Raw genomic sequence first — 17,168 nt, 5'->3', positions numbered from 1 at the left:
TTTAGCAGTGGTTGTTTTAGCAGTGGTTGTTTTAGCAGTGGTTGTTTTAGCAGTGGTTGTTTTAGCAGCGGTTGTTTTAGCAGCGGTTGTTTTAGCAGCGGTTGTTTTAGCAGTGGTTGTTTGAGCAGCGGTTGTTTTAGCAGTGGTTGTTTGAGCAGCGGTTGTTTTAGCAGCGGTTGTTTTAGCAGAGGTTGTTTTAGCAGCGGTTGTTTTAGCAGAGGTTGTTTTAGCAGAGGTTGTTTTAGCAGCGGTTGTTTGAGCAGAGGTTGTTTGAGCAGAGGTTGTTTGAGTCGCGTTCTGAGCTTCCAGATTCAGAGTCTGCAGGAGGAACAGAGGAGCGATTAACTGAGCTAAATAACCCTGCAACTTAATCATTTTCAGGACTCCCGGGCAAGTGTCGATAGGAAGCCTAGTCTATGTATTTATACCGATCCATTAATATCTTTAAAATATTTCAGGATAATCGTTGGTTACCTTTGTGGCAGCATCTTTAAACCGCAGAGGTGAGTTGAGGTTATCGATTTAACGACAGGGCCAGAGCGGTCATAAAGAGTGATCGTGACACCCAGCAGTTGTCACGACCGTTGCATCTGCTGATGAATGGGAGACCGCTGCCACTCGCAGTGGAGTGATTGATGGCCGTCCTGGTATTTAAATGTAGGCTGAGGGTATTGATCACGCCCGGGTCTCCCGGGTAAAACAGCCTGGGTTCAATATTTATGAGACAACAATGTCGCCAGGGTGGTTATAACCCCCAAACCCGTCGTGACTGCGCTTGCGCCTGCTGATGAAGTGGGGGCTATACGGCTTCTGTTGTAAGTCGTGACGTCATCGTAAGTTTTGATGTTACTGTACGCCGCGAGGTCACTGTATGTGGTGACGGTATCGTAAATCGTGCTGATACTGGATGGCGTCTTGGTAATCGTAAAATTATAGGGTGCAGCGACCGCATGACAGACTTCTGAGTCAAACAAGAACTGGCCTTCGACGTTGAACAGTCCACTGCAAGCGGTGGCACTGGAGCCATTCATGGCCGTCCAGGTGTTCACGATCCGGCTGATTGGATAGGGATTGGGTGTTGACATGACAACGGTTGCGTTCGGGCTTGGCATAACAGCGGTTGAGTTTAGAGTTGGCATAACAGCGGTTGCGTCCGGAGTTGGTATGACAACGGATGAACTCATTAGTCTATTGCACTTATCTGTCAGTGATGATGGATCAACAGCTTTCAACCTGAATTGTGGTCGAAGTTGCTGCCACGGACTCACTGCCTGCAGGTGATTACAAGCCAAGGCCAGTTCAAGGCGTGCACTGACGATTAGAGCTGTTGCTGTTACCTGAATCTGATTGCCTGCCAGATTAAAGAGAGGAGGCCTACCGCTATAGGCAGGACCTGAGAGAGCGAACCCGCCCCGTAGTGATTGCCCTGCAGCAACTAAATTGCGAAAGGTAATACCGATATTGGAAATGTTGACCTTGTTTCCGAAGACATCTAAACGGCTTCCGGGTCCAAGAATAAATTCACCTGCCTCTGCTATTTTTCCCAGGAATGTGTTCCCGATAACAGCAAGCCTCTGTGACAGGTTATGGATAAAAGGGAGGTTAATGTATATCCCTTTTTCAGGAATTGAGCTGCCTGCCCACGATGGAATAATGACACCTCCAAGCGTATTGTTGGCGAACCGCAAGCCCGGGCCCGGGTTCACGCTATTGGTATACAGTGGTGCTACGCAGTTAAGGTAAACCGCACTCACAAAAGGCACATAGAATACGTTGTCTTCTACAATCAGTCTCCGGTTAAAGCACTCTGCGGAGATGGTGACGTTAACTGAACTTTTGTACTTAGGTCCCGTAGGCAGGAAAGTAATGTGTCTTATATGACTGTCTCTTGTTTCTGAAAACTGGAAACTTTTATCGGATCCAACCTTGACCATAGTATGAATGACACGATCTTTGCGATTCGTGATGATGATATCAAAGCCGTCATCGGGAGCTCCAATAATGTCCTGACCGTCCTGCAAAACGATTGCACTACTAATAAAGTAGTTAATTGGGGTGTTACCCGACCCGGGGGGCTTGGGTGGAATCGTCGTGTGGGAAGAGAGCAGTATAACGGTGTTCTCTGGAATCCGTTCTATCAACTTATTTAAATTCTCTGTCGGGTCGGCACTGAAAACAACGCACTGTCGTCCGCGAACCAGATGTCTGTATTGTTTCAGCTGCCGCTCGACGCCAGCAGTCTGTCCTGTAAGAGAGTTGCATGATACCGGTTGAGGGGGAGAGGTGGTTGGAGGCCGAGTCGTCTGAGCTTGCAGGTTCAAAGCCTGGAACAGAAATACAGGCACGATTAATCTGGTTAAATGATGCAGTGGCTTGATCATTTTCCGGACTCCAAAGAATTCAAGATAGGAAGCCTGGACGCTGCCCTGGTACTTATCCATTAATATGATTGGGATGCATTGAGAGAATAGATGAATCCTTTCTGTCTATCCTTTCTTTAGTATTTTTGATCGTTCCCATGTTGTTACCTACAGAGCCTGAAAACATGGGAACAGGAGTCTGGCAAAGCTATTTTAAACTATTTAATGCACAACAGAGCCAGAGCGCTCAGCACAACCGTAGCAGCAATTAGTTCTTTGGCTCTCGATGATGAATAGGGGGCTGTATTGATATCAAAAGACTTTTTAGTATAGGGATGTGTACTGGAAGTAGAGTGCGGAGTGACTGTCTGGCAGTGGTCTTTTTCAAAGAAGAAAAGCCCTTCGAAGTTGACTAATCCAGTGCAGGCAGTATCCGAGGAATATTTTGTGCCAGTCCAGGTGTTGGCAAGCTGACTGCTTGTATAAGGAGTTGGTACGATAACGTTTGAACCCGGAACGTTTTGGCACTTTTCCATTATCTCTTCAAATGTTGCTGGTATTGATTTCAAGAGGAATTGTGGTTGGGGTTGCCACCACGAATTGAACCCCTGCAGGTGGTTACACGCCAGAACCAGTTCAAGCTGACCGTTGACAGTGACAGCTGTTGCTGTCACTCGAATCTGATTGCCAGCCAGATTAAAGAGAGGAGGTTTTGCATTGATATCGGTATGGCCTATTAGATCGAAACCACCTTTGCGAACCGCCGGGCGTCCTATTCTGCCGTAATTGGTAATGTCGACGGTGTTTTTGAAGATCTCCATACGAGATTCCGGACCAAGTCTGAAGACACCCGCTTCTGCCATTTTGCCCCGGAATGTGTTGCCCGCAACAACTAATCTCTTTTCCTGATGCCTGATGGCGGGCAGATTAATAGATATACCTTTCTCTGGAACAAGTGTTTTGGTCAAACTTTTGAAGCTCGTGCCTATGAGCGTGTTATTGGCGAACAGCAGGCCCGGACCGGGGCGCGTAGCATCGGAAGATGCATCGAGAGATTGCTTGCAATCAAAGTCAAGTGCGGCCTTGACAGGAAGATGAAATACATTTTCTTCTAAAATGAGTTTTCGGTTATAGCACTCTGAGAAAACAATGGAGTCGATTGAGAGGTGTTTATTCTCTCGAGTTGGCCGGAAGGTAATGTGTCTTATGTGGCTGTCTCTTGTTTCGCCAAACTGGAAGTTATCAGTGGTTCCTACCTTGATTAAATGTTTGTCTGTAAATCCTGGCCGATCCCTGATGACAATGTCAAAGCCGTCATCAGCAGCACCTATAATGACCTGCCCATCTTTCAAACGTATTTCACTGCCAATAAAGTATTCAACCGGGGTCTTGTCAGGTGCAGGGGAAATGGCTGGAGAAGGCGTTGTCACTGCAGGGTCAGTTTTGGAGGAGAGCAGTATCACGGTGTTTTCAGGAAGCCGGTTGATCAACTGATCTAAATCTTCCGTCGGGTTGGCACTGAGAACAAAGCACTGTCTTCCAGGAACAAGGTGACTGTACTGGAGTAGCCGCTGCTGAACCCCCCTCGTATGCCCTGCAAGAGAATTGCACGATACCGTTGGAGGAGCTGTTGTAGAGTGTGAGGTTGCGATTGCGATTGCGATTGGAGATTGAGCCGTCGTCCGGGCTTGTAAACTCAGAGCTTGTGACAGGAATAAAGGGATAATTAGCCGGGTTAGATAATGCTTTAAATTTATCATTTTCAGAACTTCCAAAAATTGTAGATTAGGAAGCCTAGACACTGTATTTATACTTATCCATCAATATCACTCGTTTTTTGCTCTGGGATCCTGAAATGCCTGGGATGATGTATGGGTTCCCAAGCTGGCGGCCTGTCGGACTTGAGCGTCCGACGAGGATTGCTGGAAATTTTTTATTTTATTGCAACCGCATGGCGCATGGATGCAGGAGCCAGAGCAACGCAGGAGCAGTGGCCGCGCAGGACAGCCTTAAGTCCGACAGGCTGCCAGAGTCCGAAAACCACAGGTTTGAATAAGTCTCCTTTGCATGGGAATGCATACTATCGAAGAGATGAATTCGTTCAGGTTATAGATTCAACAATATGAATAGACCAGCCATGACAGCCAAAGGGGTAGCGACTGAAGTTGAACCTGTTGACGGCGCGGGGATCTCTGTCGTGCTGTTAACAGGAGCAAGAGGCAGAGAAATTGTCTGGCAGACTTCTGATTCAAAGAAGAATTGGCCTTCGAAGTTGACCAGTCCGCTACAGGCAGTGGCGAGGGAGCTATTTATTGCCTTCCAGGTACTTGCAAAACGGCTGCCTGCATCCGGAGTTGACATGACAACCGTTGAATTTGGTGTGAGGGTTGACATAGCATGCGTTGGATTTGGAGTGAAGGTTGTCATGACAACCGTTGGATTTGATGTGTGTGTTGGCATAACAGCGGTTGAGCTCACACTGCCACTGCACACTTCCGCCGCTTTTCCCAAGGGTACCGGAAGTGCCTTCAGGACGAATTGTTTTTGGGGTTGCCACCAGGGATTAACTGCCTGCAGGTGGTTACAGGCAAAGGTCAGGCCGAGCTGTCCCCTGACGGTTATGGCGGTTCGTGTTACCTTGATCTGATTGCCAGCCAGGAAAAAAGCAGGTGGGACTCCTATGGACTCTGTCGGCCCTGCCAGAACGAACCCCCCTTTGCGAACAGAGTCGCGGGTGGTGTTGCCGGCATTGGAAATGTTGATAGTGTTTTTGAAAACATTGATACTGGACCCGGCCCCAATTTTGAACTCAGCCGCTTCTGCCATGTTGCCTTCGAAACTGTTCCCAATAATCGATATTCGCTCTGACTGGTTCACGATGGCAGGAAGATTAATAAATATCCCTTGATTCGGAATAAAATAGGGGAAAATTTTGTCGTCAATCGAGTTGTACCTTTCACCTATGACCCTGTTATTAGCGAATTCCATGCATGGACCCTTGGGCCGGTCCTTATCAGAGGCAACCGTAAATTCCTTGCAATCAAGAGTGACGGCGGCCTTAACAGGCAGATAGAATACGTTATCCTCTATAACCAGTTTCCGGTTGAAGCACTCTGCAAAAACAATGGAATCAATGGGGACGCGTTTATTATTTCGTGTTGGCTTGAAAGTAATGTGTCTTATATGGCTGTTTTTCGTTTCTTTTGGCTTGAATTGCTCAGTACTTCCGACCCTGAGTATATGCTTGTGTTGAAAATCTGGCCGATCCCTGATGACGATTTCAAAACCCTCATCAGCCGCTCCGATAATGTCCTGACCATTCTTCAAAACTATTACACTGTCAACAGAATACTCAACCGGAGTTTTAGCGGGTGCGGGGACAACGGATGAGGAAGGCATCACGACTGAAGAAGCCGCTGGGGATGGAGCAGGCGCCATAGATGAAGAGGGCGTCACTCCGGCAGAAGTCCCGGAGGAGAGCAAAATAACGGTGTTCTCAGGAGTTTGTTTTACCAACTCAGCCAAATCCTCTGCCGGGTCGGCACGGAGAATAACGCACCGTCGTCCTTTAACAAGTTTTCCATACTGGGTCAGCCGTTTCTGAACCCCTTCCGCCTGACCCGTAAGAGAGTCGCACAATGACGTCGGAAGGCTCGCTGTAGAAATGGTTGTCGGCGTCTGAGCCTCAACAATCAGAGCGTGTAACAGGAATACTGGGGCGATGAATCCGGCCAAAAAATGCTGCAGCTTGATCATGTTCTGGACTCCCGGCAAATGTCGATAGGAAGCCTAGACGCTGTATTTATACTTATCCATTAATCTGTATCAAGAAAAAAGACCGGTTTTCCTGTTTATCGCTTTTTCGATAGATTTGCCTGGGGTTAGCTCTGATTTTTCAGACGTTAAAAGGCTTACAGAGAGGCATTTTTAGCATAGTGCTCAATATGTTTTGTGAATTTGTCATGCCGATCCAGAAATGAACTATAGGCATGTTTGGCAGGAAGAGTGATGACTTCGCCAGTATGGGACAGACCACTGATAAACTTTCCTGCGAGAGTCACCGGGTCTTTGCTGATAGTGTAATGGGTGACTTTCTCATGAGCACTGGCCAGGTTTTCTCTGGGAATGTCCGATAAGGCTGCGCGACTGAGCTCTGCGCTTGAGAAGCAAACGGCTTCGATGGGGGGCTCCATGGAAAGCGCTGCGTAGCTTGCTTCTGCTCCCCCCTTGGAATGGCCGTTAAGTTTCAGAGAAAAAGGTTCGCCTTCAGGCGTTACAGGCATATTTTTCATAATATTGGCGGTCAGGGCTTTGGCTTGTTTATAACTGTCGGGGATGCCTGTTCCCAGGAGATTCTTGATATTGGCTTGCCATTGCTTGCCTGAAAACCGGATGTTTTTTCTGGAACGTTCGAGGAGCTCTCCTGCAGCGAGTCCGGATGTTGTACCGCCAAAGACCAGGCGGACTTCTTTAAGCTCAGGATTGGTAAGAACGTAAGCTGTGAGTCCTGTTTTCTTGTCATACAGGAATCCGGGTTCCTCGGTGCTTAAGGTCAATCCCGTCCCATCGGATATCTGTTTTGCTATCTCCTCAGAGGGTTGCCAGTGAGCAGCAAAATCCTCTTTTTCCGGTTTGTGAATCTCTCCGGCTGCACTGATTTTTTCCAGGGAGCGGTGATAGGGGTAAGCGGCCAGTTGGGCATCAATGGCCATAGATCTGAGCGCTTTGGGATCTGTGGGAGGTTTGCTGTTGGTGGCCAGTTTTCTGATTTCCCGCTGTTCGAGTTTTTTATGGGGGGTGGTTTTCAAAGCCGCCTTTTGGGGAGAATATTTGCCCACAGACTTGGAAAGTTTGACTTTCCAGCGTCCAAACAGGCCGGTTTTCTGCGACTGTTCGAATTTTTTTTCAGAGACAGGGTTGAATTGAGGGGCTTGTGTTTCGAGTCTGGATCTATCCATGATGGCTTTATTCTCGTATCTGTTATGAAGCCTTTCATTACAAAGGCTATCGCAAAAGTGCTGCGCTTAACTGATACAGCGCAAGAAAGTGACTCAGCTTTGTTTGCTGCTGTGTCACCCTCTTAAGTCTGGAAAGCATAAGTAATCTCTCTCAGTATAGGGGGCGGATGAAAAGACCGGAAACACTGCCCACTCCTCATCGGGTCAGTCAAGTATACGGTAAAGGTTCCAACTATGGACCCAGCCTTCAGGATTGGTGGAGTAGAAGCCACCAATATCAGGGTTGACGAGTGTTACCCGGGAAGGGTGGAGAACAGGGATCAGTGGTAATTCTTTGGCCAGAATGGCTTCAGCATTCTGATAGTTTGGTAAACGGGCCACAGCGGTTTTCTTGCTCGCAGCCAGTGAGAGTTCCCTGAGATAGGCTGGATCCCTGAAAGGGCCAAACAATTGACTTTCGGTCAGGGGGGTCAGGAAAGCCGTAGCATCATTGTAATCGGCTAACCATTCATACCATGCCAGTTCGAAGTCTCCTTTGGATATCCGCTCCAGGTAACTATCCCATTCTTCATTCTTACTGCTCAGGGAGGTGCCCAGTGTGCTGTTAATCTGATGGCAGATCTCTGGCAGAACATCCAGAGAGTTGTACCTGGGGCTGGATAATATAGTCAGCTTTATATCACTCCCTTTAATACCTGATTCTGCCAGTAACTTAATGGCTTGTTCGTTACGATCCGGGTTGTCCAACAGTTTTTTGCAGTTGGCTGGGTCTGGATTAAAGTCCCGTGTATGAGGAGGCACGAAACTGCAGGCTGGTGTGGTACGACTGTGAGGGAATATCTTTTTGACCAGTGTATCCCGGTCAATTGCCATCGATAGAGCCTGTCTTGCTTTTATGTTTTGCAGGGCTTTCACTTTGGGGCTGACTATCAGGCTGGCGGTGGATAGAACCTGGTCTTCAAACACAGACACAGGGTGCTTTTTCTTTAACTCCCCAATATGCAGCGCTGGCAACTGAGCCGTTACATCCAGTGAGTGGTTTTCAAATTCTTCTACCTGACGATGGACTGATGGAATAACCTGATAATTGATCTGTTTCAGGTCACTACTCAGATGACGGAAGTAATGGGGGTTGCTGATTAATTTAATACGGGTTTGCGGAATTACCTGATCAATCCGGAAGTGACCGTTGGTGACCGGAATGGTTGAGGCGTCGTCTTTGAGATTAATCTTATGGACAGGGAGAAAGCTGGGGAAGGTCATCAAGTCCAGAAAGTAAGGTGCAGGCTGATCCAGATCGATGATGAGTTTATTTTCGTATGCCCTGACCGCCAGTGCCTCGGGTTTGCCATTGAGAGCCTGTTCGGCTCCTGTAATTTTCGCGGCTTTCAAGTACCAGCGGTAGGTGGCTCGGCGTTCAGGGTCGGCCAGTGCCCTGAAGCTACGGACAAAGTCTTCAGCCGTGAGGGCACTGCCATCGGACCATTTCAGATTTTCCCTGATGATAAAGGTGTACCGGATGCCATCAGGATCGCGTTCAACATTGCTGGCAACGCCGGGCACGGGTTCACCGTTTTTGTTCTGTACCATTAAACCTTCAAAAACATCTTTGAGCACCTGGGCACCGGGAGAACCGCCGAAATAGTGAGGGTGCAGGGATTTAGGGCTAGCCAGCAGACCTCTTTCCAGAGGCTGAGACAGGCAAGGCATGGAAACACTGCAGGCCAACAGTAAGCAGGTCGGGGTACATTGAGCTTTTCGCAGCCAACTGCGGATTCTGAATCTAAAGAGCTTGGTAAAGGGCATTGAGGTGATCAGATCAAAAAACTACACGAGTCTTTTATATAGCTTATTCATATGGCTTCTGCCGAAAAAAAGTCAGAAAGACGCATGCAGTCTTCTATTCCTGAGGCTGCATTCGGCATCAGAACAAGGGCTTTTTTAGGGGGTATCCTGAACCAATGGCTGGACCTTATTATTACTACTTAGAAGGGTTAGATCAACGCTTACGGCCTTTGAACAGTTGGACTGAATGAGCTCAGGTCAAAAGTCAACAACATTGCCAAAGTGATCATGGATCAAACTTTATGAAAAAGTGGCTGTCAGAGCGTTACTGATTCATTTTACCTTTCTCGGGGCAGAAGCCATTGTTCTGGCCCGCATCAACAGGCTTGCGTTTTCGATGCGTTCTTTTATGGTCCGACAGGGCTTGACCATTCCTGCAAAGCTTCCCGCAGGGGCGCGGCTGGCCATCCTCTGAGACCAGGGTCACGTCACAAACCCTTTGCCCGGTGTGGCATTTGCTTTTGTGAGCCGACAAAACTTTGCTATTCTTGCAGACCTTCCCGCATGGCCGCGGCTGGCCATCCTTTCCGGCTACGGTTGCGCCACAGGTTTGCTGCGCGGTGTGTTCTTTTCTTTTGTGATTTGACAGGGCTTGAACATTTTTGCAGACCTTTCCGCAAGGCCGTGGCTGACCATGCCCTGAGACTACGCTCACATCACAGACTCTTTGCTCAGTATGGTATTGGCTTTTGTGAGCCGATAGACATTGGACATTTTTGTAAACCTTTCCGCATGGTCGCCGCTGGCCATCCTTTCCGACCAGGATAACGTCACAGATTCTTTGCCCGGTATGGCATTGTCTTTTGTGAACCGATAGAGCTAAGGCACTCTTGTAGGCCTTTCCGCACGGCCGTGGCGGAACATGCACTCCGACCAGAATCACGTCGCAGACTCTTGGCCCGGTGTGGTATTGATTTTTGTGAGCCGACAAAGCTTTTATATTCTTAAAAATCTGCCCGCAGGTTTGCGCCCGGCCACCTTGTGAGACTATCTTCACCTCGCAGGTTTGTTGCCCGCTGTGGTATTGGTATTTATGAGTCGCCAGAGTTTGAGCATTCTTGAAGACTTTCCCGCACGGCTGCGGCTGACCATTCCCACCGACCACAGTCACTTTACAGGCTCGTTGTCCGCTGTGCTCTGTGGCTTGTATTGCGTCTGGCTGTGAAAGATGCGGCTGGCCCTGGCACAATCGGGTTGATTCGGTTGCTGTTTGTTGTGTTTCTGAATGGCTGAGTGTCAGGGAAGCTTCGATTTCTTCAAAAGGCTTCTCTGGGTCGAGCCATTCATCGATCTGTGCAAAATCATCAGAGGTGAACGAAAAATTCTCCGGTATTTCGATCTCATCCATGGCGGTATCATTTAAGTGGTTCTCGCTATTGGTCGGTGAGTCAAAATTCCATGGGGGCTGGATATCAGCAATATCAATCCCTATCTGTAAAGGTGAGATGGGTTGGGGGTGTGCAGCGATCTCAGGATCAATGGATGTTGCTCCTGATGGTCGGAACTGACAAACGCCATAACAGGGATGGACGAAACAATTTAAACCTAAAGTATGCGAGTGTCGTTGAGGGTCTCTGTTATCCCCGCCTGAGCCAGAACGCTCGAGACAGGTGAAAAAGCGTGTAGAATAGCAGGTTGTCCCCGGGGTTCCCTGGCAGGATGACCCTGAGGCCGGGTCTTGTGGTGGGTTATCTCCGGAAGCCGCCATCATAGTGGTGGTCACAAACGGGCAATCTCCCTTTGTCAGCATAAGCCAACTGACAAGGACAACTATTTCTATAGTTAGCCGTGAATAACATGAAAAAAGAACGGAGCTTAAATGGACATTTCTGGCTGTCAGAATCAGCTCGTAAGCAACCCGATTAACTCTGTAACTGCTAACCCTGTGTCGTTTGTCATCGGGCGGCAAACCTGATCCCGGCTCGATCATAAAACGTCCTGTCAATGGTTCGGCCTGACAAACGACAGACGACAACAGTAGAAACAGCAGCAACAGATGTTTGGCATAGAGTGGGTGTTTAATAATTCTATCCTTGCATTCTGGTTGACGGAGAGGAAGGATAGATGATGCCGGAGCAAACTTCATGAAAGAGTGGCTGCCAGATCGTTACTGATTCACTTTACCTTTCTTGGGGCTTAAGCCATTGTTCTGGTTCGCATCAGCAGGCTTGCGTTTTCGATGCGTTCTTTTATGGTCCGACAGGGCTTGAGTATTTTTGTAGACCTTTCTGTACGGCCGTGGCTGTCCATGCTCTCCGGCTTCGCTCATATTAAAAACTTTTTGCCCGCTTTGGTATTGGTTTTTGTGAGCTGAGAAAGTGTTTTTATTGACTCACCTGAATCCTTTTCCGGGTTGGCACGCAGAGCAGTGTGCTGTCGTCCGTTAACAAGGGTTTTAGAATGGTTCAGTCGCTGCTGAACTCCTATTGTCTGAACTGAAAATACCGACGGAGTTAAAATTTGGTTGGCTCATCTGGACCTGAAAAAGCTGATAGTTAGTACCACCAAAGCCAGTAGTTGAAAAATCCAGAATAAAGGTAGAAAGCCGAACGACTCGATTAATACTCCATCTTTATTGATGTATGCACCGATAGCATGGTATGCGACCAGACAGCCTATGCCGCATAAACTCAAAAGAATACTTAGCTTGTATTTGTGGAAAAAGTTCATCAAAACCTCAATGCTCTGGCTTTTGGGTGTTTAAGCGTCTGCTCAGAAAACTAACTCTGGCTATTGGATTTATTATCAAGACAGTACATCTACTCCTTAAGCATAGGGTCGTATGATTCAAAAGATGTGTTACGGTTGAGTTGAACAGGGTATCCCGTTCAACGCTGACCCACAGAGCCAGCATTCGAAATGAATGCTGGCAGGGGGAATGAGAAAGCTTAGCTTAGGGCAGCTTCCATTCGGTCAAGGGCTTTTTTCAGGGCTTCATCGCTGGTGGCATAGGAAAGACGCATACAGCCCTCCATGCCAAAGGCTGAACCCGGCACCAGGGCAACGCCTTTTTCCAGCAGCATTTCTGCCAGCTGGGTGTCTTTTTCAAGGCCCAGCTTCTGCATGGCTTCGCTGAAGTCAGGGAAGGTGTAAAATGTACCGTCACTTTCAATGGTGGTAACACCTGGCAGCTTCTTCAGACGACTTACGACATAGTCATGACGCTTTTTGAAAGAGACCAGCATCTCCTTTACGCACTCCTGAGAGCCGGCCAGAGCTTCAGTAGCGGCAGCCTGAGCAACAGAGCAGGGGTTGGAGGTGCTCTGGGACTGAATCTTTTTCATGTTCTTGATCAGCCAGGCGGGACCACCGGCATAACCAATACGCCATCCGGTCATGGAGTAAGCCTTGGAGACACCGTTCAGAACAATAGCTCTGTCGTACAGTTCCGGACAGGCCATCAGGATGTTACAGAATGGCTCATCGCTCCAGAGGATGTGCTCGTACATGTCATCGGTAGCCACCATAACATGAGGGTGCTTCAGCAAAACAGCGGCCAGACCTTCCAGCTCTTTACGGGTGTAGGCGGTACCGGAAGGGTTGGACGGGCTGTTCAGAACAACCAGTTTGGTTTTTGGGGTAATGGCTGCTTCAAGCAGCTCCGGAGTCAGTTTGAAACGGTTCTCCAGGCTGCCCTTGACGATCACCGGGACACCTTCAGCAATCGTCACCATATCCGGGTAGGAAACCCAGTAAGGGGCAGGGATAATGACCTCATCCCCTTTGTTGATCAGCGCCAGACAGAGATTGAAGAAGCTCTGTTTACCACCGGAGGAAACCAGAATCTGGTCTGGCGCGTATTCGTGACCATTGTCGCGCCTGAACTTGTTAATAATGGCCTGTTTCAGTTCTACAGTACCGTCAACGGCAGTGTACTTGGTTTTTCCTTCGTTAATAGCCTTGATCGCAGCTGCCTTGATGTGATCAGGAGTATCGAAGTCGGGTTCACCGGCACCCAGGCCAATAATGTCTTGACCGGCAGCGCGAAGTTCAGCGGCACGGGCAGTGACTGCCATGGTAGGTGATGGTTTGACCATCTGAACGCGGTGGGAAGGTTGACCAGTCACGATGTTCCTCGTTAATCGTTAGTGAACTACTCGCCCCTGAAGGGAGCGGGATTGCGCCTCAGTTTCGTTCAAACCCGTATGAAATCAGACAGGCTCCTGGCGCACTTCTAAGCCAGACCCCTGACTGACACTGATTCCGGTGTGAACTCTATAAGATTGACAAGCAGACTTGCCGGGGAATCATGCATCAGCAATGGGCATAATACACAAGCCCTCTTCACTGCGCCATCTGAAAACCGAAACTCTGTTTGTATTTTTGTGACGCGCCGTTTTTGCCTGCTTTTTCTGATTAAGTGCAGTGTTCTCAGGCTGCATTTAAGGTCCGGGGCTGTTTATAATCAACGATGGTTTTAAAAGCTTCTGCCAGTGGATACATATGGGAAAGTCATTCAAGGTATCATCAAAATTCCAGCCTTCCGGGGATCAGCCTGAAGCTATTGAAAAGCTGCTGGCGGGCATTCATTCGGGACTGGCCTGCCAGACATTGCTCGGGGTGACCGGTTCAGGAAAAACCTTCACTATTGCCAATGTCATTGAAAAGCTGCAGAGACCCGCCATTATAATGGCCCATAACAAGACCCTGGCTGCGCAATTGTATGGCGAATTCAAGGAGTTTTTTCCCGACAATGCGGTTGAGTACTTTGTTTCCTACTACGACTACTATCAGCCTGAGGCGTACGTACCCAGCTCAGACACCTTTATCGAGAAAGATGCCTCGGTGAATGAGCACATAGAGCAGATGAGGCTTTCTGCCACCAAAGCGTTAATGGAGAGGGACGACGCGATTATTGTTGCGACGGTTTCAGCAATTTACGGTCTGGGTGATCCTAAGTCGTACTTGAAGATGATGCTGCATATCTCCCGGGGTGAAATAATTAACCAGCGGGAAGTTCTGCGCAGGCTGGCTGAGCTGCAGTACACTCGCAACGATACGGAATTGAAAAGGGCAACTTACCGGGTGCGCGGAGACGTCATTGATATCTTCCCGGCAGAATCTGAAAAAGAAGCCGTCAGGCTGGAGCTGTTTGATGAAGAGGTAGAAGAGATCAGTGTCTTTGATCCTCTGACCGGCGAAGTGCTCAGAAAACTGCCCAGGGTGACTATCTATCCCAAGACTCACTATGTGACACCACGGCAGACTATTCTCGAGGCCACAGAAACTATTAAAGAAGAATTGGTTGAACGTCTGGAAGTGCTCAGAAACAACAATAAACTGGTGGAGGCACAACGTCTGGAGCAAAGGGTTAAGTACGACGTGGAGATGATGCTGGAGCTGGGGTACTGCACCGGCATCGAAAACTATTCCCGCTATCTGTCCGGTACCCGGCCCGGCGAAGCACCTCCCACACTGTTTGATTATATTCCTGATAATGCCTTGTGTGTGATTGATGAATCACACGTCACAGTACCCCAGGTGGGTGGAATGTATAAAGGCGATCGCTCTCGTAAAGAGACGCTTGTAGAATATGGCTTCAGACTGCCTTCGGCGCTGGATAACCGACCCCTGAAATTTGAAGAGTGGGAGGGACGACGCCCGCAAACTATTTTTGTTTCTGCGACTCCCGGCCCATATGAAGCGGAACATCAGGGGCAGATAGTGGATCAGGTGGTTCGACCTACCGGGCTCGTTGATCCGGAGATTGAAGTTCGTCCTGCCACGACTCAGGTGGATGATTTGTTTACTGAGCTTAATAAAACAGTGGCTAAAGGCGACAGAGTCCTGGTGACCACCCTGACCAAGCGTATGGCGGAAGATTTAACCGATTACCTCCATGAAAACGGTGTTCGCTGCCGCTATCTGCACTCTGGAATTGATACTGTAGAGAGGGTTGAGATCATACGTGACCTGCGGATAGGTACTTTTGACGTGCTAGTGGGCATTAACCTGTTAAGGGAAGGTCTGGATATGCCGGAAGTATCTCTGGTGGCCATTCTCGATGCCGATAAGGAAGGCTTTCTCCGTTCCGACCGCTCCCTGATACAAACCATTGGTCGTGCAGCACGTAATGTCAACGGTAAGGCCATTCTTTATGCCGACAAAATAACGGGCTCAATGCAGCGGGCGATCGATGAAACCGAACGTCGTCGTAATAAACAGCTTGCCTACAACGAAGAGCATGGCATTACACCGAAGAGTGTCCATAAGTCGGTGTCGGATATTCTTGAGGGCGCAGTCATTCCCGGCAAGAAGAAAGGGCAACCCAGTCGTAAGGTGGCAGAACCAAAAGCGGATTATCACCCTGAACTGTCGGCTCAGGAACTGGCTAAAACGATCAAGACGCTGGAAGACAGGATGATGGAGCATGCCCGCAACCTGGAGTTTGAAGAAGCGGCAGCCGTCCGTGATCAGGTGGCCAAACTCAGGGATCGGGTATTGAAATGACTTTAGCCTTTAACGAAGCCTGTGAGAAAAACGAACAGCTTTAGCCCCAATACGCACTCAAACTAAAAGGCCGGGCAGCCTGATTATAGTTTTCGCACCAACAGGCCATCCCGGTCTTTGAAAGGATAACCAGACTGCCTGACAGAGACCGTGTAGGGGGATTGACCGATATTAATGGATAAAATTCTTAGAAAAAGCCTCAACATGACCCATCGCACCGGGCAGTTTGCAATGTTGGCCTGAAGCGGCCTGTAATTCAGCAATGAGCATCTCTCTACCATTATCTATAAATATTTCTTTTACCGGGAAGTTGGGGGTATTAAAGCTGGCCAGCAACGTTTTACCAACATAGACACTGAATCGTTTAGAAGGGCCTTTGACAGACCAGTGTAAATTAACTTTTCCATCAATAGCACTTGCAGCTTTGTTGACTGAGATGATGTTGTTGGTGCTTTTTTTCTTATTTGAAACCATAGCCTGAGTTATTTGAAAATATTGTGGCTGATTGAAAAGTGTCAACATTAAAGACTGCCCTGTATCAGGATCAAAGAAAGAAATCTTGATTTCATTGCTCCCACTTTTTATGCCAGAGCTGATAGTCAACAGCCCCGTCTCAGCATAAAATTCATTAGCAGTCAGACTTTTAGGTTTATCAACTGTAGAAATTATCTTGCCATTGCATGAGTTGCTTTTAATCTGTTGATGACGCTTTAATTTTCCATTAACCGATTTGCTTTTCGTCACTGTACTGCTAGTGCTCGTAAAGGTAGAAACTTCTATATGAATACCGCTTTTTCCAAATTTTTTTGTTATTTCTTCAAGGTCAAATGATTGTGCGTTACCGGTGCTGACACCGGAAGTAAAAACAAAAAGAAATAGAATGGCAGTTTTTAGATAAGATTTTTTATTAATTAATAACATTTTTTTCTCCTAATCAGTTTTTTTGGTATAAAAATATAACCTCTTCGAGTCACTCTGCCTGAGGCGTTGGCTTACGAAACGTCATTGATCTTGAGTGGTACAGATGTATCACTTATTAGATTTGAGTTGAAAAACAAGAAATAGTTCAAAATCCCAAATCAGAGAGCATTGATTAATCCTCAGTCCTTAAAAAAACTAATCGGTTCAGGATTCATCCAGAGTAGCCAAGCGCTTATATCTGCGCTGCTTTAACAGGGGAAACAGCTGTTCGTAATCTGTTGTCAGATATTCATCGGGACAACAATATGAACGTTTTTTGTACAGAGGATTGAGCGGGTTTTAGCTATATACATGCTTTGCTTTGTATGTATTTTGATCATTTTCGGGTCCAGCCAGGCGTTTGATTTTCTATCAGATAAATCGGGCATCGGGGCTTGCATTTTTCAGCTGCGTTGATAACATACGCAGCAGCTTCAGGCGGTTAGCTCAGCTGGTTAGAGCGTTACGTTGACATCGTAAAGGTCGCTGGTTCGACTCCAGTACCGCCTACCATATAAGTGATTGATTTCACTAAAGAAAAGCCCATTTTTTCACAGTGGGCTTTTTTTGCGTCGTAAAAAAATCGTAAAAAAAT

General features: G+C 47.8%; 12 protein-coding genes and 1 tRNA gene. 2 read left to right on the top strand and 11 right to left on the bottom strand.

The annotated features are described in order from the left end of the window. From KBW69_RS19880 to KBW69_RS19835, 10 genes are all read right to left on the bottom strand, one after another. Window positions 1-375: hypothetical protein (locus KBW69_RS19880; protein WP_257282001.1), on the bottom strand; the 375-nt coding region annotated here is incomplete at its 3' end. A 335-nt stretch (window positions 376-710) separates the two neighbouring features. Continuing rightward, window positions 711-2,381: a hypothetical protein gene (locus tag KBW69_RS19875; RefSeq protein ID WP_257282000.1), complete on the bottom strand. Its 1,671-nt coding sequence runs from the start codon at window positions 2,379-2,381 to the stop codon at window positions 711-713. A gap of 197 nt (window positions 2,382-2,578) precedes the next feature. Next, on the bottom strand, window positions 2,579-3,850 hold the full coding sequence (locus tag KBW69_RS19870; RefSeq protein WP_257281999.1) for a hypothetical protein: 1,272 nt from the start codon (window positions 3,848-3,850) through the stop codon (window positions 2,579-2,581). 616 nt (window positions 3,851-4,466) lie between these two features. Then, on the bottom strand, window positions 4,467-6,116 hold the full coding sequence (locus tag KBW69_RS19865; RefSeq protein WP_257276371.1) for a hypothetical protein: 1,650 nt from the start codon (window positions 6,114-6,116) through the stop codon (window positions 4,467-4,469). A gap of 155 nt (window positions 6,117-6,271) precedes the next feature. Continuing rightward, entirely contained in the window at window positions 6,272-7,318 is a 1,047-nt protein-coding gene (locus KBW69_RS19860; RefSeq protein WP_257276372.1) for a hypothetical protein, read from the bottom strand. A gap of 204 nt (window positions 7,319-7,522) precedes the next feature. After that, the gene (locus KBW69_RS19855; protein ID WP_257255614.1) at window positions 7,523-9,028 is read right to left on the bottom strand and encodes a peptide ABC transporter substrate-binding protein; all 1,506 of its coding nucleotides are present in this window, start codon (window positions 9,026-9,028) and stop codon (window positions 7,523-7,525) included. A 400-nt stretch (window positions 9,029-9,428) separates the two neighbouring features. Then, entirely contained in the window at window positions 9,429-11,249 is a 1,821-nt protein-coding gene (locus KBW69_RS19850) for a hypothetical protein (protein WP_257255615.1), read from the bottom strand. A 21-nt stretch (window positions 11,250-11,270) separates the two neighbouring features. Then, a complete protein-coding gene (locus KBW69_RS19845; RefSeq protein ID WP_257255616.1) occupies window positions 11,271-11,432 on the bottom strand; it encodes a hypothetical protein in 162 nt (53 codons plus the stop codon). Window positions 11,433-11,632: 200 nt separating this feature from the next. After that, window positions 11,633-11,833 (bottom strand): DUF3955 domain-containing protein, encoded by a 201-nt coding sequence (locus KBW69_RS19840; protein ID WP_257255617.1) that lies wholly within the window; start codon window positions 11,831-11,833, stop codon window positions 11,633-11,635. A gap of 218 nt (window positions 11,834-12,051) precedes the next feature. Beyond that, on the bottom strand, window positions 12,052-13,200 hold the full coding sequence (locus tag KBW69_RS19835) for a pyridoxal phosphate-dependent aminotransferase (RefSeq protein ID WP_257255627.1): 1,149 nt from the start codon (window positions 13,198-13,200) through the stop codon (window positions 12,052-12,054). A gap of 406 nt (window positions 13,201-13,606) precedes the next feature. On the opposite strand from KBW69_RS19835, the gene uvrB reads away from it, so the two are divergent. Then, window positions 13,607-15,613, top strand: coding sequence for an excinuclease ABC subunit UvrB (uvrB, locus tag KBW69_RS19830; RefSeq protein ID WP_257255618.1), 2,007 nt, complete (start codon window positions 13,607-13,609; stop codon window positions 15,611-15,613). 171 nt (window positions 15,614-15,784) lie between these two features. Here the strand turns inward: uvrB and KBW69_RS19825 are convergent, their stop codons facing one another. After that, the gene (locus KBW69_RS19825; protein WP_257255619.1) at window positions 15,785-16,534 is read right to left on the bottom strand and encodes a hypothetical protein; all 750 of its coding nucleotides are present in this window, start codon (window positions 16,532-16,534) and stop codon (window positions 15,785-15,787) included. Window positions 16,535-17,009: 475 nt separating this feature from the next. Here KBW69_RS19825 and KBW69_RS19820 point away from each other — a divergent pair. Then, window positions 17,010-17,086, top strand: a tRNA-Val gene (locus KBW69_RS19820). Window positions 17,087-17,168: the final 82 nt, after the last annotated feature.

This window comes from Endozoicomonas sp. ISHI1 (assembly GCF_024606225.1).
GTDB lineage: Bacteria > Pseudomonadota > Gammaproteobacteria > Pseudomonadales > Endozoicomonadaceae > Endozoicomonas_A.
This window is presented reverse-complemented; position numbering and strand designations above follow the sequence as displayed.